General features: G+C 68.1%; 25 protein-coding genes. 13 read left to right on the forward strand and 12 right to left on the reverse strand.

Annotated elements, in window-relative coordinates; all coding sequences use genetic code 11:
• Positions 1-56: 56 nt before the first annotated feature.
• Positions 57-1448, reverse strand: a complete 1392-nt coding sequence (locus ACTWP6_RS04785; RefSeq protein WP_443186963.1) for a tyrosine-type recombinase/integrase — start codon at positions 1446-1448, stop codon at positions 57-59.
• Positions 1445-2044 carry a hypothetical protein gene (locus tag ACTWP6_RS04790; protein WP_443186964.1) on the reverse strand — a complete coding sequence of 200 codons (600 nt, stop codon included), beginning with the start codon at positions 2042-2044 and terminating at the stop codon, positions 1445-1447. The genes ACTWP6_RS04785 and ACTWP6_RS04790 overlap by 4 nt, the downstream gene beginning before the upstream one ends.
• 94 nt (positions 2045-2138) lie before the next feature.
• Between ACTWP6_RS04790 and ACTWP6_RS04795 the strand changes: the two genes are divergently transcribed.
• From ACTWP6_RS04795 to ACTWP6_RS04820, 6 genes are all read left to right on the forward strand, one after another.
• Complete coding sequence (locus ACTWP6_RS04795) at positions 2139-2360, forward strand: helix-turn-helix transcriptional regulator (protein WP_443186965.1); 222 nt, start codon at positions 2139-2141, stop codon at positions 2358-2360.
• Positions 2357-2569 (forward strand): hypothetical protein, encoded by a 213-nt coding sequence (locus tag ACTWP6_RS04800; protein ID WP_443186966.1) that lies wholly within the window; start codon positions 2357-2359, stop codon positions 2567-2569. Before ACTWP6_RS04795 ends, ACTWP6_RS04800 begins: the two co-directional genes overlap by 4 nt.
• A 90-nt stretch (positions 2570-2659) precedes the next feature.
• Positions 2660-2869 carry a helix-turn-helix transcriptional regulator gene (locus ACTWP6_RS04805; protein ID WP_443186967.1) on the forward strand — a complete coding sequence of 70 codons (210 nt, stop codon included), beginning with the start codon at positions 2660-2662 and terminating at the stop codon, positions 2867-2869.
• Positions 2870-2960: 91 nt separating this feature from the next.
• On the forward strand, positions 2961-5636 hold the full coding sequence (locus tag ACTWP6_RS04810) for a bifunctional DNA primase/polymerase (protein ID WP_443186968.1): 2676 nt from the start codon (positions 2961-2963) through the stop codon (positions 5634-5636).
• Positions 5637-5948: 312 nt separating this feature from the next.
• Positions 5949-6416 carry a hypothetical protein gene (locus ACTWP6_RS04815; protein ID WP_443186969.1) on the forward strand — a complete coding sequence of 156 codons (468 nt, stop codon included), beginning with the start codon at positions 5949-5951 and terminating at the stop codon, positions 6414-6416.
• On the forward strand, positions 6413-6718 hold the full coding sequence (locus tag ACTWP6_RS04820) for a flagellar hook-length control protein (RefSeq protein ID WP_443186970.1): 306 nt from the start codon (positions 6413-6415) through the stop codon (positions 6716-6718). Before ACTWP6_RS04815 ends, ACTWP6_RS04820 begins: the two co-directional genes overlap by 4 nt.
• Positions 6719-6754: 36 nt before the next feature.
• Here the strand turns inward: ACTWP6_RS04820 and ACTWP6_RS04825 are convergent, their stop codons facing one another.
• Complete coding sequence (locus tag ACTWP6_RS04825; RefSeq protein ID WP_443186971.1) at positions 6755-7042, reverse strand: CDGP domain-containing protein; 288 nt, start codon at positions 7040-7042, stop codon at positions 6755-6757.
• Between the two features lie 192 nt (positions 7043-7234).
• Here ACTWP6_RS04825 and ACTWP6_RS04830 point away from each other — a divergent pair, with 192 nt between their 5' ends.
• Entirely contained in the window at positions 7235-7474 is a 240-nt protein-coding gene (locus ACTWP6_RS04830; protein WP_443186972.1) for a hypothetical protein, read from the forward strand.
• Positions 7471-9102: a terminase large subunit domain-containing protein gene (locus ACTWP6_RS04835; protein ID WP_443186973.1), complete on the forward strand. Its 1632-nt coding sequence runs from the start codon at positions 7471-7473 to the stop codon at positions 9100-9102. Before ACTWP6_RS04830 ends, ACTWP6_RS04835 begins: the two co-directional genes overlap by 4 nt.
• Positions 9103-9259: 157 nt before the next feature.
• Here ACTWP6_RS04835 and ACTWP6_RS04840 read toward each other — a convergent pair whose 3' ends face one another.
• Positions 9260-9961: a recombinase family protein gene (locus tag ACTWP6_RS04840; RefSeq protein WP_443186974.1), complete on the reverse strand. Its 702-nt coding sequence runs from the start codon at positions 9959-9961 to the stop codon at positions 9260-9262.
• Positions 9958-10197, reverse strand: coding sequence for a hypothetical protein (locus ACTWP6_RS04845; RefSeq protein WP_443186975.1), 240 nt, complete (start codon positions 10195-10197; stop codon positions 9958-9960). The genes ACTWP6_RS04840 and ACTWP6_RS04845 overlap by 4 nt, the downstream gene beginning before the upstream one ends.
• A 461-nt stretch (positions 10198-10658) precedes the next feature.
• Between ACTWP6_RS04845 and ACTWP6_RS04850 the strand changes: the two genes are divergently transcribed.
• From ACTWP6_RS04850 to ACTWP6_RS04865, 4 genes are all read left to right on the forward strand, one after another.
• A complete protein-coding gene (locus tag ACTWP6_RS04850) occupies positions 10659-10898 on the forward strand; it encodes a hypothetical protein (protein ID WP_443186976.1) in 240 nt (79 codons plus the stop codon).
• Entirely contained in the window at positions 10895-11566 is a 672-nt protein-coding gene (locus tag ACTWP6_RS04855) for a hypothetical protein (RefSeq protein ID WP_443186977.1), read from the forward strand. Before ACTWP6_RS04850 ends, ACTWP6_RS04855 begins: the two co-directional genes overlap by 4 nt.
• Positions 11567-11572: 6 nt before the next feature.
• On the forward strand, positions 11573-12382 hold the full coding sequence (locus ACTWP6_RS04860; RefSeq protein WP_443186978.1) for a hypothetical protein: 810 nt from the start codon (positions 11573-11575) through the stop codon (positions 12380-12382).
• 169 nt (positions 12383-12551) lie between these two features.
• The gene (locus ACTWP6_RS04865; RefSeq protein ID WP_443186979.1) at positions 12552-13115 is read left to right on the forward strand and encodes a hypothetical protein; all 564 of its coding nucleotides are present in this window, start codon (positions 12552-12554) and stop codon (positions 13113-13115) included.
• Between the two features lie 12 nt (positions 13116-13127).
• Here ACTWP6_RS04865 and ACTWP6_RS04870 read toward each other — a convergent pair whose 3' ends face one another.
• From ACTWP6_RS04870 to ACTWP6_RS04885, 4 genes are all read right to left on the reverse strand, one after another.
• Positions 13128-13580, reverse strand: a complete 453-nt coding sequence (locus tag ACTWP6_RS04870) for a hypothetical protein (protein ID WP_443186980.1) — start codon at positions 13578-13580, stop codon at positions 13128-13130.
• 67 nt (positions 13581-13647) lie between these two features.
• Positions 13648-14757, reverse strand: coding sequence for a hypothetical protein (locus ACTWP6_RS04875; protein ID WP_443186981.1), 1110 nt, complete (start codon positions 14755-14757; stop codon positions 13648-13650).
• 355 nt (positions 14758-15112) lie between these two features.
• Positions 15113-15754 carry an SOUL family heme-binding protein gene (locus ACTWP6_RS04880; RefSeq protein WP_443186982.1) on the reverse strand — a complete coding sequence of 214 codons (642 nt, stop codon included), beginning with the start codon at positions 15752-15754 and terminating at the stop codon, positions 15113-15115.
• 49 nt (positions 15755-15803) lie between these two features.
• Positions 15804-17513 carry an amidohydrolase gene (locus ACTWP6_RS04885; protein ID WP_443186983.1) on the reverse strand — a complete coding sequence of 570 codons (1710 nt, stop codon included), beginning with the start codon at positions 17511-17513 and terminating at the stop codon, positions 15804-15806.
• A gap of 64 nt (positions 17514-17577) precedes the next feature.
• Here ACTWP6_RS04885 and ACTWP6_RS04890 point away from each other — a divergent pair, with 64 nt between their 5' ends.
• Positions 17578-18531 (forward strand): cobalamin biosynthesis protein, encoded by a 954-nt coding sequence (locus ACTWP6_RS04890; protein WP_443186984.1) that lies wholly within the window; start codon positions 17578-17580, stop codon positions 18529-18531.
• On the opposite strand, the gene ACTWP6_RS04895 is transcribed toward ACTWP6_RS04890, so the two are convergent.
• Genes ACTWP6_RS04895 through ACTWP6_RS04905 form a run of 3 tightly spaced genes read right to left on the reverse strand, consistent with a single transcriptional unit; the run spans position 18485 to position 20488 of the window.
• Complete coding sequence (locus tag ACTWP6_RS04895) at positions 18485-19321, reverse strand: SURF1 family cytochrome oxidase biogenesis protein (RefSeq protein WP_443186985.1); 837 nt, start codon at positions 19319-19321, stop codon at positions 18485-18487. The two genes, ACTWP6_RS04890 and ACTWP6_RS04895, sit on opposite strands and share 47 nt — an antisense overlap.
• 2 nt (positions 19322-19323) lie before the next feature.
• On the reverse strand, positions 19324-19818 hold the full coding sequence (locus ACTWP6_RS04900; protein ID WP_443186986.1) for a low molecular weight protein-tyrosine-phosphatase: 495 nt from the start codon (positions 19816-19818) through the stop codon (positions 19324-19326).
• Complete coding sequence (locus tag ACTWP6_RS04905; protein ID WP_260758157.1) at positions 19811-20488, reverse strand: HAD hydrolase-like protein; 678 nt, start codon at positions 20486-20488, stop codon at positions 19811-19813. The genes ACTWP6_RS04900 and ACTWP6_RS04905 overlap by 8 nt, the downstream gene beginning before the upstream one ends.
• Between the last annotated feature and the right edge of the window lie 65 nt (positions 20489-20553).

A 20553-nucleotide genomic window follows, 5' to 3' on the forward strand; every position in this document is an offset into this window, starting at 1 on the left:
AGAGGCATTGAGGTGCGCAAGTGCCGTCGTTGGCGAAACCGCCGACGTGCCAAGAACTAGCCAAGCGATTTCGGCGCATCGGCAAAGAGAACCGATCCGGCAGAAGCCAGCGAACTATCGTGCGGATGCGCGTAGACCCGCAGCGTCATCGCCGGATCGTGGCCGAGCCACTTAGCCGCAGTGGCGACGTCGGTCCCGCTGCCGAGCATGACGGTCGCGGCGGTGTGCCGAACGTCGTGTAGTCGGATCACTGGCACGCCAGCGGCTTTCGCTAGCCGGGAGAACTCGCCCGAGTATGTCTCGGGCCGGATCGGTGAACCATCGGCGTTGACGGCGACCAGGCCGCTGTCGGGCCACCCGCTGCCGAGGGCGAGGCGGTCAGCGGCCTGTGCGACCTTGAGCGCGCGGAGCGCCGTCACGACGTCGGCCGGCATCGGTAGGACGCGCCGCGAGCGGTGTGACTTCGGATCGCCGGTCATCGTGCCTTCGCCCTGGACGACGACTCGGCTCTGAGCGACGGTCACTGTGCCAGCGTCGAGGTCGACATCGGTCCATCGCAGCCCCAGCACCTCAGAACGTCGCAGACCTGCCAGCGTTAACAGCCAGCAGGCGAATAGACGATCAGTGCGGACGTGCTCGCGGAACGTGGCTGCCTCCGCGGGTGTCCACGTCGACATCTCTCGGTGCTCGATCTTGGGCCGATCGACCAGGCGTGCGACGTTACGTACGACCAGGCCGCGCTTGGCGGCGTCGTCGAGTGCCGATGACAGGACGACCAGCATCGTGACGACCGTTCGGGCACTGACACCGCCGGCCACTTTAGGCCGGGGTGGGTCGGCTGGCCGCGCGGCCATATAGAGCCCGCGCCGCGGGCGCAGGACCTCACCGGAGGCAACCAGCCGGGCCAGCGCCTTCTCACCAGCGTTACCGAACTCTGCGTGCATCTCGCCATAGCCGGCACCGTCAGGACGCGCCCGCAGCCAGGTCAGCACCTCGGCCGAACGCTTACCGCGCTTATCCCGCTGGGCAACTGGCGCACCGCTCAGGCGCAGCGTGACCAGGTCGTCGATATGGCGCGTTTCGAGGTGTTGCAGCCCAACGCCGCCGAGGTGTTCGATCACTGGCTTGAGTGCGTGGCGGTACCCGGTCAGTGTCACCGGCCGGATCTTTCGACGGCTGTCGAGCCAGTCAGTCAGGAACTCGGCCACGGTGACCTTGTGTCGACGTACGTATGTCCCAGACGCAACCTCGGTGGTGATGCGCCGATATTCGCGTTGAGCCTCGGCCTTGGTGCGGTAGGTGAACCGCTGTCGATCTCGGCTGCCGTCCGGCCGGGTGCCGGTGTCGACCACGAACCAATAGCTCGTTGTCCCGTTCTTGGCGGTGTGCTTCGTGATCGGCTCGGCCCGCCGGGTGCGCTTGGCCGGTGCAGCCTCAGCGCCGGTCATCGGTGGCTCTCCAGCTCGTGGCGGGCGGTGAGTTCATCTCTCTGCTTGGGCGAAGGGCGGCGCGGAATCTCGATGCCGTCGAGCAGTCCCTCGGCGCGGGCCTTGCTGATCATCCGGTCGAGCGTGCGCTTACCGACGCCGAGCTGGGCGGCCACCGTGGGCCGCACCGGCAGGCCGTCCATGATCGCGTTCTCGATGAGGTCTGGCAGCTTCACCAGGCGGTCGTCGGCGTTGTCGGGTTGGGTGAAGGTGTCGTGCTGGTCATCGGGCATGGCGAACGCTCCACCGCCTCGGGAGATCCACTGCCGCGCTGAGTAGGCCAGGCGACGCGCCGGAACGGAGCGCAGTGCGTCGTAGTCGACCGGATCAGAGCCCGCGTCGTCGGCCTTGATGGTCAGCTCCGCGAGCGCAGGCGCCGCGCCCTTGGTGGCGGTGACCCGCACGATGTAGGTATGCGGGTGGCCGTGCAGTCGAATCGCCACGCGCTCATCGGTTTTGGGCGTTCGGTATTGCGGCTTCGTGCCCTTCGCGGGCGGGTCGGCGTAGTCGACGGACTCGACGTCGCCGCGTTGCAGTGGTGATGGTCTCTTGGTCACCGTTGCGGTCTCCTCGCTTATTTCGCCTCGCAATGCGTGAGATGGCAACTGTAAAGGCTAGACATCCGCCACACAAGTGGGCACGCTGACAGGTATGACAGTACAACCTGAACATCCGCCAACGGCTCCGACTCTCGATGATTTGCGGCGGGAACCGCCGTTGATCAGCATCGGACGCGCCGCCGAGTATGTCGGAGTGAGCCGCGCTTTCGGCTACACGATGGCCAAAGAGGGCCGGCTGCCGGTGGTCAAGCTGGGCTCGCGCCGGGTGAAGGTCAAGAGCGCTGCGCTGCTGGCGATGCTGGAGGGCGAGTGAGCCTCTTCGACTACCGCGCGTCCCAGCACATCGGTGTCAGCGATCCGCCGTTCTATGCGCTGATCATGGCGGCGATCCGCAAGGCCGACAGCCAGAACGCGGCGCGGCTGCGGATGGCGTTCCCTGAGATCTACGCCGAGTTCGAGGCTCGCTATCACGCGCCGGGCGGAACTCTGCCTACCGACCGCGAGAACGAAACTGGTTCGTAGACAACGCCTTCTGGCTCTGCATAGACGTACCCGTTGCACATGCTCGGCGTATGTTCGCCCTTGTCATTCCCCCACCAAAGGAGCCCAAAAGTGGCCGACACCGTGACTGTCATTCACCTGCTCGACACCCCCGCTGCGGCCAAGTACGTCCGTATGAGCCCCGAGACGCTCAAGGTGTGGCGCAGAACAAACACCGGCCCCGCGTTCATCCGGGTTGCGAGTAACCGTGTGCGCTACCGGGTTTCCGATCTCGACGCCTGGCTCGACGGGCTGCGGGTGACGACCGCGGACCAGGACTGAATACACCCCAGAAAATGACACACCCGCTCGGGGCCTCTGCCGAGCGGGTGCTGTCACCGCAATTTCCCATCCCACCAAGAACAGGAACGTCATGGATTCTACCGATAGCAGAGGCACCCGCGCGGCGAAGATCACCGCGGCGTTGCACGAGGCGCCCGACAACCGTGACCACGAGGCCGTGCGGGCCTACCTGCATCGGCTGTGCGATCTCGGTCTCGCGGTGCTGTTCGTCTACCCGAGCGCCAAGAGGCCTGCCGATCTGCGGACCCGCCAGGAGCGCGCCGCTGACGACAAGGCAGCGCAGAAGGCGGCGAAGGCGGCCGGGCGCCCCGACTGGAGGAAGGCCACGAGCCCGTCAGGTTTCGCACTGGCGACTACCGACGTCGCCACGCTCGAGCGTTATCTCGAGGAGTACATGAGGGTGTTCTCGACGTGGCACGACGCCGAGGGCAACGAGCTGACTTCGGTCACGCTCGAAGACGTCGAGATCGGGACGGCGGTGATGGTCGAGCCGGCCGCGGTGAACATCGGCGTTGAACTCGGCGCCAGCGGCCTGGTCGTCGTGGACGCCGACACACCGGATCAGGTCTCGGCATTCGAGGCCGCGTGCGGCGGGGCATGCCCGGAGCAGACGGTGAGCACGCCGGGCGCGCGCGACGAGGCCGGCGAGATGGTGCACCACGACGGCGGGCACTGGTACTTCACCGTGCCGAAGGGCGTCGAGCTGCCCAAGGCCGCGGGGTCGCTGACGTCGAGCGCCGACGATGGCTACACCGTGCTGTGGGACCGGTGCCAGGTGCTCATCCCGCCGTCGACCCGCCAAGAGGGCGCCTACAAGGCCGTGGGGGCGGTCACGGAGCTGCCGGGCTGGCTGCACGAGCAGATCATCGAGCACGGCCGCCTGTGCGCCGAGCGGGCCGCTCGCAGCCGTGGAGCAGCTGCACAGGGTGACCGGGTGAGCGCGTGGGGCGCGTCGATCAGATGGGACGAGATCCTTGCACCGACTGGCTGGACGAATACCGGCAAGCCGAACAGTTGCGGGTGTGACGACTGGACCGCGCCGGGGCCCCACAGCTCCCCGAAGTCGGCCACCGCCCACGAGCCCGGCTGCTCGTTCACAGACTCGCCAGACCCGCCGCTGCACATCTGGACCGACCACGACGTCGAGCCATTTGCCGACTGCCTCCGCGGCGCTGACAGGCGCACGGTCACCCGTCTGGACGCGGTCGCTGCCATCCACTACGAGAACAACCTCGGAGCCGCTATGACTGCGCTGGACCTGCACGACGACGACGAGCCGCAGACGCTCGACGCCGGGATGCTCGGTGACGGTGGCGACCAGGACGCCGGCACGGCCAGAGACGAGACCGGGCTCACCGGGCGTGCACTGCACGAACACCTAACCCTTCCCGATGACTACTGGCAGGCCCACCCGGTGCTGGCACACATTCGCCAGGCGGCGCGGGCCACCCGCAACAGTCCAGACGGACTCCTGGGGTCCATCCACGCAGAGATCAGTGCTGCGCTTCACCCGCGCTGCCGGGTCAGCACCGGGGTGCGGAAGGACTCCCAGTTGAACGCCTATGTGGTGCTGTGTGACGACCAGGGCGGCGGCAAGACCTCGGCGCAGCGGGAGGCCCAAAGCCTGCTTACTGTGCGTGCCGAGTACGCCGACCCGAACCTCGACGATGATCCCACCAGCGAATATCCGGTAGACCGCACTGTCTACCGCGCAGGCGGGTTTGGATCGGGGGAGGGCATCGCCGCCCAGTACGTGGAGTACCTGCCCGTCGACCCACTCAAGCCGAGTCGGAAGCGCAACGTCCAGGTGCGCAGCAATGTGCTGTTCACCGTGGACGAGGGCGAGAGCGTCAAAGCCGAGCTGGTCGATAAATCCGGGTCGAAATTCGGCGAGAACTTCCGAAAGGCGTGGTCTGGGGCTGACCTAGGAGAGGGCAACGCTCATGCCGAGACGCGACGGCGCGTGCCAGAAGGCCAGTACGTGATCGGCGCGTCCATCGGTATGCAGACGCCGACGTTGCGTGACCTCCTCAACGACCGCCAGCACAGGTTCGGCACGGTGCCGAGGCTGGACTGCTATTGGATGCCCGACCCTGGAGCGCCCGACGTGCGCCCGCGTCATCCCGGACGGTTGACGGTAGATCTCAGCCGGTTCGACCGACCCGTCACCCTCTGCGACGAGCTGTTAGCCGAACTCGACGCGAAAGCGGTTGCCATCACACGCGGAATGGTCGCGGCGGACGCAGACCGGCATCGCGAGCTGTCCATCTGTCGCCGGGCCGCGAGGCTGTGGGTGCTGTGTGTTGGCTCCGGTCTCGGTGAGCCGGTCGACGACCCGTTCACGATCCCGCGGGCGTTCTACGACCTCGCCGAAATCGAGTACGAGCGTTCAGCACGCATCAAGGCGCACGCCGAGTCGCTGACCAAGGCCGAGAACAGAAGCAATAAACAGGCGCGCATGAGAGCTGCGGCAGATCAAGAGGTGGCTGTCGATGATGCTCGGCGAGCGGCACGCGTCGGCCGTGAGGAGCGCATCGCTGGCCGGATCGTACGATTCCTCACCGCTCACGGGCCGACGCGGTGGACCGGCAAGGACGGGATCTGGCAGCGCGCCAAGCGCCACGGTGACGACCGTGACGAATGGGAACAGGTGCGTGACGCGCTGGTGGACGACGAACGGGTGGTGCTCGACGGAGGGATCTATGCCCTGGCCGAAGTCACCGACGACGCAGGGTCCACCGGCTAAGGCTAACGGGGTAGGGACGTAGGGACATTCAATTGTCCCTACCCCCTCTGCTGCGCAACCGTCTATACGTACGATCCATTTTTATTCTTATTCTTACTGTTCAGAGGCATATCGAGTTCTTACCGTCGCAGACGGTGCACTCCTCGGTCTGCGTCAGAGAGGGGGTAGGGACATGTCCCTACCCTGGACGTCCCTACCCCCGGCCAGCAAACCTTCCAGGCCGGTAGTGGGCGAGCTGTGCGCCCTCTGGTGGTGCACGAGAAGGCGCGCTCCGCTCCGAGCTCTGCCTATGCAGTTGACACGATGTTGACCATGCCCAGCCGACAGGACAGCCGAGCCCGCGTCGAGGAGGCCAGTCGCCTACGCGCGTCGGGTCGCACCTGGGACGAGATCGCGACGGCGGTGGGGTACCGCTCTCGCCAGGGTGCTCAGCAGGCCGTGGAACGGCTGCGCAAGCGCAACCCGCTCGCGTCCGCGGAGTCTCAACGGCGCACCGCCTCTGAGGGCCTGCGCATCGTGCGCGCTGTGTTGTTCGAGGAATTCGCCTCGGCGAAACAGCGCGGCGATAGCGACAGCCTCGTCGCCTACGCCAAAGAGATCCGGCAGAACATCAGCGAGGACGCCAAGTTGCACGGTGCGTATGCGCCGGTCCGCTCTCAGCTCGACGTCAACGTGCGCCAGGACGCGAGCGCCATCATCGCCGAGGCTCGCGATCGTCTGCTCTCGGTGGTGGACGCCGAAGTCATCGAGATACCCACCCGCAAGGAGATCGCAGGATGAGCAGCACGACGAAGAGCGACGGCATCACCGCCGCGATGAGCATCGCCGAAGACATCGCCGCCGGCACCGTCGAACCGACGACGCTGGAGTCGGAACTGGCCGACGAGTGCCGCGCGCTGTTCGGTGTCGTGGCGGGGCCGGCCGATCCACTCTGGCCGTTGCACGTCGACATCACGAGGCAGGCATTAGCGGCCGGTGCGCTGTCGGCCGACGAGCTGTCCGAGTGGGCGGCGGTGATCCGACGCCGAGAAGCTGTGGGGGCCGTGGACGCCTCGGAGACGCCCGAAGGCACCGAGGCCTAGGCCGACCCCGGATCGTCAGCGAGCGGCGATCCTGGCCTATCCGCCGATGTGGTACTGCGGTGCCCACGGGTAGCGATCGGGACCGGGGCCGGTCTGGTAGCAGTTCGACCCGCCGACGAACCCGACACCATTGGTCCACATCGGCTGGTTCTCAAAGCACCGCTGCCATGACCCGTCCGCCTGGATCGGGCCGTCGCAGTAAGAGATCATCGTTCGCTGTTCGCATCCCGGAGGCGGCGGTGTCGGCCAGGCGTTTGCCGGCGCTGCTGCGCAGATTGCGGACGCGGCCATTGCCGCCGCGACGGCGGCAAGTGTGACCTTCATGAGTTCCCCCTCCAATGGCATCCCCACGGACATCGCCCGACAGCAACCCAGCGTTACATGTCACCCGGTCGCTGCCTAGGCCTTTGACACGCTAGGGAGTGTGAGCAGCGAAATCGTACCCACGAGTCGGTTACGCCCGTGGCCCGGGCGGCTCAGCGAGACCATGCCGGAGGCTCTGAGATGACCACGACGATGACCGAAACCGAGCTCGATGCGGCGATACTCGACGCGCTCCGAGCGACACCGGACGGCTGCGGGTGGTGGGCCGACATTCGCGCACAGCTCCCCGACGACCGGTTCTGGCCCCGGATCTTTTCGCTGGTCCGTCTCGTGGAGTCCGGCCAGGTGCACACGACCAGGATCGGTGGGCGCGACTACCTGTGTCTGCCCGTCGAGCTTCCCGCGCCCCGACGAGGACGGACAGCGGCGTGAGCACCAGACGGTCGAAGGGGCCGCAGGTACCGCCGAAGCTGCGCGCGCTGGTCGCCGCTCGTGCGCTGGGGGCGCAACGTGCTCGACGTCGGCCGTCGTCGCCGGCCGAGCTGGCCAAGCGTTTGGATCCGAAATTCGTGATCGTCCCGGTGATCTGCCTGTTATCGGACATCGCCGTGCGATCGGTGACAGCGCCCGATCAGCGCGACATCGCGACCGTGGCACCGCGTTCGGGCAAGTCCCGGTTGCTGTCAATCTGGACGGTGGTCTGGGCGCTGATGCGTGACCCCGACGTGCAGATCATGTTGGTCAGCTATTCCGACGAGCTGGCGACGACGTTCAACCGCGAGGTGCGCCAGATCATCAACGCGCACAGCGATTTTCTTGGTATCCGCATCAGCGCCGACAAGTCATCGACGGCGCGGTTCCGCATCGACGGCCACGCCGGGCAGGTGATCGCGGCCGGCATCGGCTCAGGTCTGACCGGGCAGGGCTGTGACCTCATGCTGATTGACGATCCGGTGAAGAACGCAAGCGAGGCCGACAGCGCCGCACATCGACGCCGGATCTGGCACGAGTACGGCGCGACCCTCGCACCGCGCGTGCATCCCGGCGGCAGTGTCTGCCTGGTGCAGACCCGCTGGCACGTCGAAGACCTCGCGGGCAAGCTGCGGGAGACCGAGCCCGACGTCTGGACGTACACGAACGTCCCGGCCGTGGCCGAGGTGGGCATTGTGGATGCGCTGGACCGGGAGCCAGGGGCGGTGATGACGAGCGCGTTGGGCTACACCGCTGACCACTTCGCCGCCGCGCGGCGTACCTCCGGTGAACGAAACTGGTATGCCCTATACCAAGGCAGTCCGACGACCCCAGCGGGCGGCCTGATCAAGGCCGCGTGGCTCGACGATTGGCGTCTGTCCACCGCTCCGCAGCACCCCGTGCGGGTGGTCGTCGGCGTCGACCCGTCGGACTCCGGGGCTGGCGATAGCTGCGGCCTGGTCGCCGCGTCGATCACCTCGGACGGCACCGTGGCACTACTGGCTGACCAGTCGTCTCCGATGACCAGCGAGCAATGGGCCAGCGCCGCAATCAAGCTCGCCATCGCGACCGGCGCCAGCGAGATAGCTATCGAGGGATTCAGCGCCAGGGAGACCTACGTGCGCGTGGTCAACGAGGCACTGAAACGTGCCAGGACTACTCGGCAGATAAAGGTCTCGTCCTGGCCGCCGAAGGGGTCTGGGCGCGGAGGCGGCGACGCTATCGCGCGGGCCAGCGGACTGTTGCAGGCGTTGGAGACGGGCACCTGTCGCGTCGTCGGCCACTGGCCCGACTTCGAGGAGCACGCGGTGCAGTGGCAACAGGGCCAGCACTGCCCGGACGAGGTGAGCGCGCTGGTGGTCGCCCATGACGTGCTCGTGCACTCGCTGGCCGACCGAGTGACGTTCACCAACCCGGCTGCGATGGACCGCCGGATGCGGCAGGACACGAGGTCGCCCATCGAACAGCGACTCGGCATCCGGCCGGGTCTGGGCACGGTGACGCCGATCAACGCCCGGTTGACCCGGCGCATCAGCGGCGGCGGATACGACCCGATGGGGTACCAACGGACCACCCGGCGCGGGCTCTGACCACGACGTCGTGACGGGACCGGCGTTGCGCAAGATGGTGCGCGCGGTCGGCTCCCGTCGCAGGTGAAACCTGCCTGTGCGCAAGCCCGGTGCTGATCTTGCGGTAGGTGGTCCACTATTCAGAGTTCAAGGTGCAGGACTGGAGCCAGATCAGGCGTCAGGCCGACGCCCCGGCGCGAATGCGCGCGGCGTCCTGGCCGGCGATCACGGCCTTGACGGTGGCCGGGTACCAGCACTTGCCGCCCTGGGCAGTGGGTACGGCGTCACTGTTGAGCGCGGCCGCGATCTTGGCCAGCGAGAGCCCAGCACGGCGGTCGGCGAGGATGCGCTCGACAATCTCGGTGGGCAGCTTCGACGGGCGGCCGAGCCGCACGCCCTGGGCGCGCTTGACGGCCAGAGCCTCCCGGGTGCGCTGAGAGATCAGGCGCCGCTCCAGCTGGGAGAACACGGCCATCATCGAGGCGGTGGCCTCACCGGCCGGGGTGCTGGTGTCGATGGCCAAATCGCAGGTGACCAGCTCCCACCCGCCCCGGCGGGCGCGCTCCATGAGCTTCGCGGTGTCGAGCACCGAGCGGGAGATCCGGTCCAGCTTGGCGGCGAGCAGGCCCGCGGCGTCGCCCAGCTCGACGGCGGCGACGGCGCCGGCCAGACCGGGGCGGTGCTCGATGCCCTTGCCGCCAGAGATCCCCTCATCGGCGTGCCAGGCCACGATGGTCCACCCGCGGCGGTCGGCCTCGGCAGTGATGGCGGCGCGCTGGGCATCGAGCCCGGCGCCGCTGGTGGCTTGCTCGTCGGTGCTCACGCGGATGTAGGCGACCACGGTTCCGGCCGGTGCGGTGCGGCGACGCGAGCCGGTCATGCCACGGTCTCCAGCGCGTAGGCGGAGCCGATGCACACCTGGCCGCAGGCCTCGCACTCCCAGTAACCGGCCTTGCTGACGCGGCCGGCCTCGCAGAGGTAGCCGACCAGCTCGACGAACGCGGTCACGCGCACGTAATCGGCATCGGGATCTTGGTGCAGCTCGAATGCGGAGTAGTCATCGTTGACGATGGCTTGGGCGCAGGTATCGCAGACGTGATACACGGTGGCGGTCATGGTGGGTAGTCCTCTCGTGGCGGGGGCGGTGGCCGGTTGGGTGGTTACTGGTACTCGATGCCGGACAGATAGAGCGCGTCATCCGCGGCGTCAGCGGCCGGGCCGGTGCCGGGTGCCCACACGGCCGCGCATGCGCTACCGCAAACGGTGCCGGCGTCAGTGTGCGGCGCGGATGACGCGACGAGAGAAGCGCCAATCATGATGCTGGCGAATAGGATTCGACCGATTGCTTTACGCATAGCCCTGAAAATACCGTCCTACTCCCAGGTGCCGCAGCTACCAGGTACAGGGGGGAGACCGTGCCCAAAATTTCTGCAGAATGGGACTCTGGAATCCTTGACCGCACCGTCCGGAACGGTCAATTCGATTGCCTGACAACGCCTTCGGGGACGGTAGTCAAGACTCGCCGTGCTGTCGAGCGTGGCAGCCACGGTGCACCAGGCTCTGGTCTACTGGAGCACATGCACGACACAGCAACTGTTCTCAGCGATCCGGCCGCGCTCACGCCGAGCCAGTGGTCAGCCCGATTGGCGGCGTTCCTGAGCCGCGGGCGCACCAACGACGACCCCGACGTGATCGCCTGCAGGGAAGCGCTGAGCTTCTGGCGCTGCCGCCGGGTGATCGAACGGGAGGCGGGCAACATCGCCCCCGGCGGCGTGGATCGGCTCGTGGCCCAACTGCGCGAGGCGGTGAGTCGATGAGCACGCGCACGATGATGCGACCGCAGGCTCTCACTCAGGCTGAGCTGCGCACCCGGCGCCGGACGGGACTGTCGGTCGTCTACACCGGCAAGTTCGACCTCGCCGCGGAGATCAGCGACATCTGCCAGCCCTTGGCCGCGCGGGCCGCATGCCAGAGCAACCCGCCGCACATGTTTGCGCCTCTCGTGCGTGATCTGGTCGATGCCGTGCACGGTGAGTTGATCTCCACGATCGTGGGCTGGCTGGCCGAGATCTCCGCGACAGAGCGGGTCCAGCGAGAAGGCGCCCACCTGGACTCGGCAGGACGCAAGCAGGCGGTGCGACACCTGACCGACCTCGCACCCCGACCGCTGGCCCCGAAGGTCGGCACCGACGAGCTCGCGTCGGGAAGCTGGGCCACCGCGCTGATCGAGCTGGCCCAGCCCCACACCGGCCCGCTGGCCGACCTGCTGGCACGGTCGCGGCCACCCGGAGACCCCAACCTGCGCGCGTCGGCGTCGCGGAGCGAGAGGCTGTGTGACCTCTTGCGCCACGTCGACACTGCCGCACGGCAACTGGAGATCCGCATCGACAAAGCCGAACGGGCCGCACAGCGTCGCGGACCGGCGTCACTGACCCCGGAGCAGGCCAAACGCGCCGAACTCCGCAAGCTCGGAATCGAGGTCTAGACAACGATGACCACCGCACTGCGCCCCATCGAGTTCACCCCGCCGGTTGTCGCGCCGACGCACCCGCTGGGTCTGGACGCCGCCACGACATGGATCGAGACAGCGGCACCCGAGCAGGCGCGGCGGTGGTTGCCCGCCGGTGTCCAGTTCCGGCGCCAGACCCACGGCCCCACGTCCGCGTTCGGGGTCTGGGGCGCGCCGTGGTGTGTCGATCCTGACGACCTGGACGCCGACGACGTCAAGACAGGCCCGGCGGTCACCGACGACGACCCGGACCCGTTCACCGCCATGACGGTCTGGGCGTCCGACCGGCTGCAGGAATGCGGCAACCTCTCGGCGTTCGACCGCGCTCAGGCCGTCGAGCGCGCCCAGCAGACGTTCGCGCTCAAGGAACCGCTGGCCGTCGAGACCGAGTTCACCGCGCGGCTGCTCGCCGACGCCCCGAGTCCGACGTCAACCGCCGATCTCGTCGCGGCGGTGGGGCACCTCGAGCAGGCGTTCGCGACCAGCGGCACGGTCGGGCTCGTGCACGCCCGCGTCGGATTCCTGAGTCTGGCCGAGCGTCTGCGCCTGGTCGTCCGCGACACCACGGGCGTCCTGCGCACCCCGGCCGGTCACCGATGGGTGTTCGGCGCCGGGTACGCGACACCGTTGGGCGAGCGGCTCATCGGCACTGGCCCGACCTACGGGTGGCGCGACGAGATCGCGGTACGGGAAGCGCTCGATCCGTGGAGGGACCAGTTCCTGGCCGTCGCCGAACGCTCGGTCGTGGTCGGCTACGAGGCCGTCATCGGCGCGGCGGTGATCACCCCGTGACCGCCGTCGTGCGGGAGGGGCTGCGACACGAACGAGGCCGTCGCAGCCTCTCCCACATCACGGCGGGAACCGGCGTCGTGGTGGCGGTGGACAGGCCGTGGACCGCACCGCCACCACGTCGACCGGGGCGCTGTGCGCTCACACCCACGACGAGCACCAGGAGTAGGCGATGAGCATGACCGACAAGCTGGGCCGCCTGGCGCCCGCCGACCGGGAACGTCTGGGGCTGTGCGTCCACGAGGCCGCCCACGCCGTCGTCGGCGTCCTCAACGGCGCCACCGTCGAACGAGCGACGCTCACCGACGACGGGCAGGACGGCGAATGCACCTTTACCGCGGACAGCTTTGCCCACGACCGCACCCGGTACCACCGCGCGCTGGTCGCCGCCGCGGGGCCGGCCGCAGCGGCAACTTTTCACCACACCGACCGCGTGACGGTGCGCCAGATCGAACGTCACCTCGGCGCAGGCGACCGCGAAGAACTGCGCTTAGCATCTCTGCACAGCTACACGACCTCCGACGAACAGCTCGCGGCGGTGCTGCCGGTCGTGCGCCGCTGCTGGCGCCCCATCGGCGCCCTGGCCGCGAAGATGATGCGCGGCCACGAGATCGACCACAACGACGTGCTCGCCGCGCTGGGCGTCACCGATGGTGGAGGGCCGGGCAGCTCCCAGCTCGCCGCGATCCGGGCCGGCGGCACACTGCGCCCCGCCAAGGCCAGCGCGGCGGTGTAGTCGAGGGATTGATTACGAAGCGTTGCGAAGGCGCGGACGTTCGGCCGACCGTTGACCGGCAAGAGACTCGACCTGATTGCGTATTCCACCGAGTAGGAACCACACTCGTACGCCGAGGTGGGCGGCGAGAGCGATCGCGAGAGCAAGCATTACGCGGGCGGGCCACCCGGTTGTGATGAAGATCTGCGCGACCAGCAAGCCCGTCACGCACACTGAAACGTAGGCAGCCGAGAGGGTGTTGCGTGCGAAGCGGTAAGCAGCGCGCATCGGGTCGGCGCCTTGCCAAACACCGTCGCTCTTGTCGCCGGCAACGTCCTTCACTCTGTTGAAGCTCAGCGTGCACAGTGCCAGTAGGACGCCGGAGAACACCGCGGCGCCTGACAGAAAGGTTCCGATGACGATGGTCGGGTGCGCCAACAGGACGATGATGAACACGCCCGTAGGAACCACGTAGGCCACGACCACGCGGAACCACGTCAGCTGTCCGTCTACCGGACGGCCGACACTGTATCGGGCATCCGCGAGAACGCGGTCAGCTCGACTGTTCAGCCTGTTCACCACCCTGTGGAGATTCATCAGCTCTGACCTCCATCTGGGGTGCATCCGCTGGATGTTCCCATGATCCAGTATCCCACCCCGGCGGGAGGGCTACACCCCCTGATTGGGCCAAGTCTGCCACCGTGCTCCGACATTCCGAGACGAATCGGCCCTGATCAGGATGTCCGTCCGAGGTGCCCTCCATCACGACTGTCTGCTGGGGGTCCAGCCCCTCGAACACGACGGTCTTGGGCTTGCCATCGTGATTGAGTACGGTCGCCTTGATCTCGGCGACGTCGTCGCGGAGGCGAATGCGGAAGCGGTCGTCGGCGAGATCGTCGGTCTCGATCGGCGCCTCGACCTCGCGCAGCCCGTCACTGGTCACGTTGCGAGTGAACTGGCGGCGGAAGATCCGCAACCGCCGGCCGGGCAGCGGATCACCGGCAGTTCTCCAGATCTGCCGCGAGTACTTCTCCATGCCGCGTTCGAACCCGGCGGCACCTGCCGGTGTCGTATCACCGGAACGCATTGCGACTTCGAACCCGATCAGGCGGTTGTCGTCGAGGGCGTTCTCCACCTGGCTCCACAAGGACGCTTCGCGGACGGTGCCGATTCGCAGTCGGTAACCGTGGTGTGTCTCAGCGAATTTCCTGATCAGCTCATCGCGCCAAGCTGTAGGCAGTGTGTGCCTGCCGTCCTTTTCGACGAGCAGCCATCCCTGATTGGAGTCTTTCGGCACGACTGCGTAAACCCAGAACTCGGCCCACTCGATGCCGGACCGTTCCCGCTGCTGCTGATCGGCGTCCTTGCGGATCTTGATCCACGATGTGCGTCCTGACTCGCCGCCGTCCATCTCCCAACTGATTGTGCGCCCACTGCGGCGGACGTCCCGCGGTTGGCCGAAGTGTCGCATGTCGCGTTCGACGTGGTCGTCCTTCGGTAGTGCTTCGACGAACGAGCTGATGGTGGTGAGCAGGTCAGCCCCGGCCCCGTTGAAGTTCGCGACGAACGGTTCGCGGGCGCTGTCGTCGGTGCGGAAGACGCGCTTGTCGAGCTCCACCCGCAACGTGTACAGGGCGATGCGCCTGTCTCCCCAAGCAGCCACTGTGTCCCAGCCCCTTTACCTGCGCCGCACACTGAGCGCGCCGTCCTATCCCCGTGCCGCGATTACAGCGACAACTGTCGATGCTAGGTCGACTTGGTCACTCTGCGTGTCGAGCTGGTCGGCGTGTCTGGGCAAACATGTTCGATCTAACCCCCGTCTCGCCAAGAGCTCGCCAAGACGCGGATGAATGGTCGTGTATGCAGATGTACAGGTTGGACATTTCGCACCCTCTGAACTGCACATACCTCCACAGCGGCATACAGGACGATACGCATAGAACACGTGTTCGGGCATTTACACACCAGCGGTCGGCGGTTCGATACCGTCCGCGCCCACCACACGATCTGTGTGCCGATCACCGGCCCGGATAGCCGGCGCCGCTGACGGAGACCACCACCTCGTTGCGGCGGCGCAACGGCAGAGTCCACGGCGGGTCGTAGAACCAGGCCATCGGCTCGCCCTGGGGCGTGAACCCGCTGCCCTGCAGGCCTTTGAGAAGTTCTTCGCTTTTGGCCGCGACGGCCTGCGGGCTGCGGTCGCCGGCGAAGCGCAGGACCGCGTACGTCTCGCTCGGCACCTCGACCAGTTCCACCCGTTCGTCGTCGGGTTCCGGGAGAAGCTCCATCGACCACTTCGACGGCATGAAGAACCGGATCACCGACTGGCCGCCGGCGTCACGGGACTGCGCGACCGGCGCCGTCATCGCGATCTTCTCGTTCTGCTGGGCGACCGGCGCGGTCATCGCGATCGAGGTCTTGCGGTGGTTGCCACCGAAAATGTAGCCGGCCAGCCGGCGGAACCCGGCGTTGCGGGCCATCTCCTCGTCACCGGTGACGGTGGTCTGCGCCGCGATGCGGGGCCCGTACCGGCGTACCTCGATGCTCGCTACGGTCGCCTCCTGCACGTACATCGGCTCCTCGGTGCCGGCGCGGACGCCGACGAGGGCCCCGAGGCCTTCGGCAACCTGGACTGCGGTGGAGGTGATCTTCTCGAACATGGCAGAACGTTACCCGTGCGGACGGCTGCGGCAATCTGACGAATTTCTTTCAGCAGCACGCTTTGGTGTCGCGCACGGCCAGGTGCGCATGTTCGGTGTTGTCGGCGCCGGCCACCGCGGCAAGGAACTCGTCCAGATCGATCCGGCGGCCGCTCAGCCAGGTTCCGGCCACCCGCACGGTGTCGATCAGCGCGTCGGGTGCGACCGTCCACGGGTCGGCGGTCAGTTCGACGAAGTCGGCCAGCTTGCCCGCCGTGATCGATCCCACCAGCTGGTCGCGGTGCAGAGTACGGGCGGCGTCGACGGTCTGCGCACGCCAGGCCTGGTCCAGCGTGATCGCCTGATCGGGGCGGTGCACGGTGCCCTTGCGGGTACGGCGGGTCACCGCGGTGGCGATGTTGGTCAGTGGCTCGGGCGGCGACACCGAACCGTCGTTGTGCAGCGACACACAGGCGCCGGAGGCGACGGCGTCGCCGAACGCCGCCCAACGCGCCCCATGCTCCGGGGCGAACATCGCCCCGTCGAGCAGTTCGCCCCAGTAGTAGTACTGGAACGGCGCCAGCGACACGTGTACCCCGAGCCGGGCGGCCCGGTTGAAATGTGTCCGGGTTCCCGCACCGCAGTGCTCTAGTCGCCAGCGGTGGTCGGTGCCGACCAGGCGGTGTCGGGTCAGCGCGTCCTCATAGGCGTCCAGCGCCAAGTCCAGGGCCAGATCGCCGTTGGCGTGGAAGGCCATCTGCCAACCCGCGGGCGCGGCGCGGTCCAGGATCGCGTCGAGCTGTTGGCGGCTGTAGTTCATCGAATCCGCGCCGCCCGCGGTGGCCGGATCGATGCCTGCGGTGCGGGTTGCCTCGGTGTCGAGGTACGGGAACGAGATTGCGATGTTGCCCACCCACGGCGAGCCGTCGGTCCACAGTTTGACACCTGCCTTGGTGAGCCATTCCTCACCCGCCGCGAAAGTGGTTGGCTCGGAATAGGTGTCGGTGACCGACATCTCCCACATGCTGACCCGCAGCGGACACGACGGTGCGGCGGCCAGCGCCTCGTAGCCGGCGGCGAACTTCGGGTCGTAGGTCATGTCCGAGGTCGAGGTGTAGCCGCCCCGCGCCATCAGCGCGTAATAGTGCGCGGCCGAGACCAGCGGGTCGCCCATCTGTGCCATCAGCGGCATGGTGACGGCGGTGACCACCGGCAACTCGAAGCCCTGGCCGTTCAGCGATCCGTCCGGGTTGCGTCCGAAGTGGGAGGCGACCGGGTCGGCGGGCGGCTTGGCGTCCCAGCCGTTGTTGCGGATCAGCGCCGAGTTGAAGTACGCGCCGTGCCCGGAGTTGTCGGTGACGACGGTGACGCGGTCCCCGAAGATCCGGTCGAGTTCGTCGGCTTTGGGTGCCGGGTGGCCGTGCAGCAGCGCGTCGTAGCCGGCGAACCACAGCGGGGTGCCGGGCTCGCTGGTGGCAAGCGCGTCGGCGAACACCGCCTGGACGTCGGCCCAGGTCGGGCAGTCCCACGGGGCGATCGACCTGGCCGGCGCCTGGGTGGCGACCCCGCTGATCAATGGATGGCCATGCGGCTCAACAAATCCCGGGGCCAACGCGGCGGCCCCGGTGTCGACCACCTCGGCGCCCGGCAGCGCGGCGCGGCAGTCCTCGATGCTGCCCACCGCCACGATCCTGTCGCCGGACACCGCGACCGCCTCCGCCCGCGCAACGGCGTCGTCCATCGTGATGATGGTCTTTGCGGTCAAGATCACATCAGCCATCGGCACAGTGTGTCACCCCGACCTCGGGGGGACTGCCTGTTTCCGGCTGTGAGACGCTGCGCGGATGTTCGCGCGTGGCTTGGGCATGGCTGTCGGTGTGGTGTCGGACCTGTGCTTCGGTGATCCGCGCCGCGGGCATCCGGTGGCGTTGTTCGGCAGCGGGGCAGCGGCTTTGGAGCGGCGCACCTATGCCGACGACCGCCGCGCCGGGGTGGCGCACACCGCGGCGCTGCTCGGGGCGGTCGGCGCCGCGGGGCTCGTGCTGGAGCGGGCCGCCCGGCGGCGCAGCCGGTGGACCGAGGCCGTGTGCGTGGCGGCGGCGACGTTCACCGCCGCGGGCGGGACCACGCTGAGCCGCACCGGTGAGCGCATGGCGGAGTTGCTCGGCGCCGGCGACATCGACGGCGCGCGGCGGTTGTTGCCGTCGCTGTGCGGGCGCGACCCTTTGGTGCTCGACGCGGCGGGGCTCACCCGGGCCGCGCTGGAGTCGATCGCGGAGAACACCTCCGACGCGCAGATCGGCCCGCTGGTGTGGGCGGCGCTGGGCGGGACCCCCGGGGTGCTGGTGTACCGCGCCACCAACACGCTCGACGCGATGATCGGCAGCAGATCGTCGCGGTATGCCCGGTTCGGTTGGGCTGCAGCACGATTCGACGACCTGGTGAACCTGGTCCCGGCGCGGGTGACGGGGCTGCTGGTGGTGTTGTGCGCGCCCGCGGTCGGAGGTTCACCGGTCGGGGCGTGGCGGGCTTGGCGACGCGACGCAGGCCGACATCCGAGTCCGAACGCCGGGGTGGCCGAGGCGGCGTTCGCCGGCGCGCTCGGGGTACGGCTCGGTGGGCCGACGCAGTACGCGCACGAGCTGGAGATCCGGCCCACGCTGGGGGACGGGCGCGTCCCGGCCGTCGACGATCTGTCGCGGGCGGTCCGGTTGTCCCGCGCGGTTCAGCTGGTCGCCGCGGCAGCGGCGGTCAGCGTCGCTTGCCGTAGCGGTCGGCGAGTTTCTGCTCGGTGGTGACCGGTGCGGCCTCGTCATCCGTGAGCTCGGATTCGGCGTCGGCCTGCGCCTTCTCGCGGCGGCGCACCTGGATCTCCGAGTACACGAAATACCCGACGCCGATCGGGGCGATGATGCCGAACGCGATCCACTGGATGCCGTAGGACAGGAACGGTCCCGCGTCGAGGTGCGGCAGCGGGATCACCCCGAGCCCGCCGGGCTGGTTGTCCACCAGCTGCAGATACGAACCGGCCAGCGGCACACCGGTCAGAGCCGAGATCTGCTCGATGTTGATCGAGTACACCTGCCTCACGCCGTCGGCCTCGAACGGCGTCTTGTCCCTGGCCACGCCCTCGGAGTCACGCAGCCGCGCGGTGATCGTCACCGTCCCCGTCGGCGGCGCATCGAACTCCGGCACCTTCGATCCCTCGATCGGGCGCACGTATCCGCGGTCGACCAGCACGGTCGGCCCGCCGTCCACGGCGAACGGCACCAGCACCTCGAACGCGGGGTCGCCGTCGATCAGCCGCAGCCGCGCCAGCACCTCGGATTCGGGCAGGTACCGGCCCGTCGCGGTGACCTGCTGCCACTGTTCGTCCGGGGCCGCCGAATCCTGCTGCGGCAGCGCGCTGGTCACCGGAACCGGCTCGGCGGTCAGGGAGCGGGAGATCTGGTCGTTCTCCCGGGAGGTCTTGGTGTTCTTGCCCAGCTGCCACGGCGCAAGCACGGTGAAGCACAGGTAGGCGAACGCCAGGACGACCACGAACAGCGCCAGCCATTGTGGTCGGAGCAGAAAGGCCCACCGTCGCATCGTCAGCCCACCCGTTCCCGTCCGGCCAGCTGCTCGTCCACCCAGCGGTGCAGGCCCGGCAGCGCCGCGTCGATCACCGTCAAGACGTCCTCGAAGTCGTCCTGGGTGCCGTAGTACGGATCCTCGACGTCGAGGACATGCGCCCCCGACCTCGAGTCGAAGGAGCGCAGCAGGCGCAGCCGTTCGGCCGGCACCCCCATGTGCTGCAGCATCCGCAGATGATTGCGGCCGAGCGCCACGATGAGGTCGGCCGAGAGGTGGTCGTCGGTGACCTGGGCGGCGCGGTGCGCCGACGGGTAGCCGTGCGCGCGGAGCACATGCCCGGCGCGACGGTCGGCCGGCTCCCCCTCGTGCCAGTGGCCGGTGCCCGCGCTGCTGACCCGGACGACACCGGCCAGCCCGCGTTGATCGAGCTGGCGGGCGAACATCTTCTCGGCCATCGGGCTGCGGCAGATGTTGCCCGAGCAGATGAACGTCACGTGCAGCACCTCAGACACCGAGCACCTCACGCAGGTCGTCCACATCGGTGACGTGCGCCAGCGCGCCACCGTCGCCGTCGGTGAAGTCACGGTGGCCGTAGCCCCAGCCGACCACGATGGTGCCGATGCCGTGGACCGCGGCGCCCTCGACGTCGTGGAAGCGGTCGCCGATCATCACCACCCGGTCCGGGACCGGCGCCAGTTGCTCCAGGGCGCGCGCGACGACGTCGGACTTGACGGCCCGGGTGCCGTCGGGGCTGGCGCCGGCGATGACCTCGAAGCAGACGTCGAGGCCGAAGTGGGCGAGGATCCGCTGAGCCGTCGGTTCGGCCTTCGACGTCGCCACCGCCATCCGCACGCCTGCGGTACCCAGATCCGACAGCAACGCCGGGATGCCCTCGAACGGCCGATTCATCGACCAGCCGCGGCTGACGTAGTCAGCGCGATACGCGGCGATCGCGGCGTCGGCGCGCTCACCGAGGCCCATCTGACTCAGTGTGACGTGCATGGGCGGCCCCACGATCCGGCTGACCAGGTCACCGTCGGGGACGGTGGCGCCGACGGAGTGCAGGGCGTGACGGAAGCTGGCGACGATGCCCTCGGCGGAATCGGTCAGGGTGCCGTCGAGGTCGAAGATCACCAGGTCGCCGCGCCCGACGGGGGCGACGCGGCGGGTGCTGTCCAGCATGTCAGTCACGCGTCCATTGTCCCTGAGCCCGCGCCGGGGGTGCCGCTCGGTTCGGAGTGGCTTCG

Origin of the sequence: Mycobacterium sp. 4D054, assembly GCF_052245755.1 — a bacterium.
Classification (GTDB): Bacteria; Actinomycetota; Actinomycetes; order Mycobacteriales; family Mycobacteriaceae; genus Mycobacterium.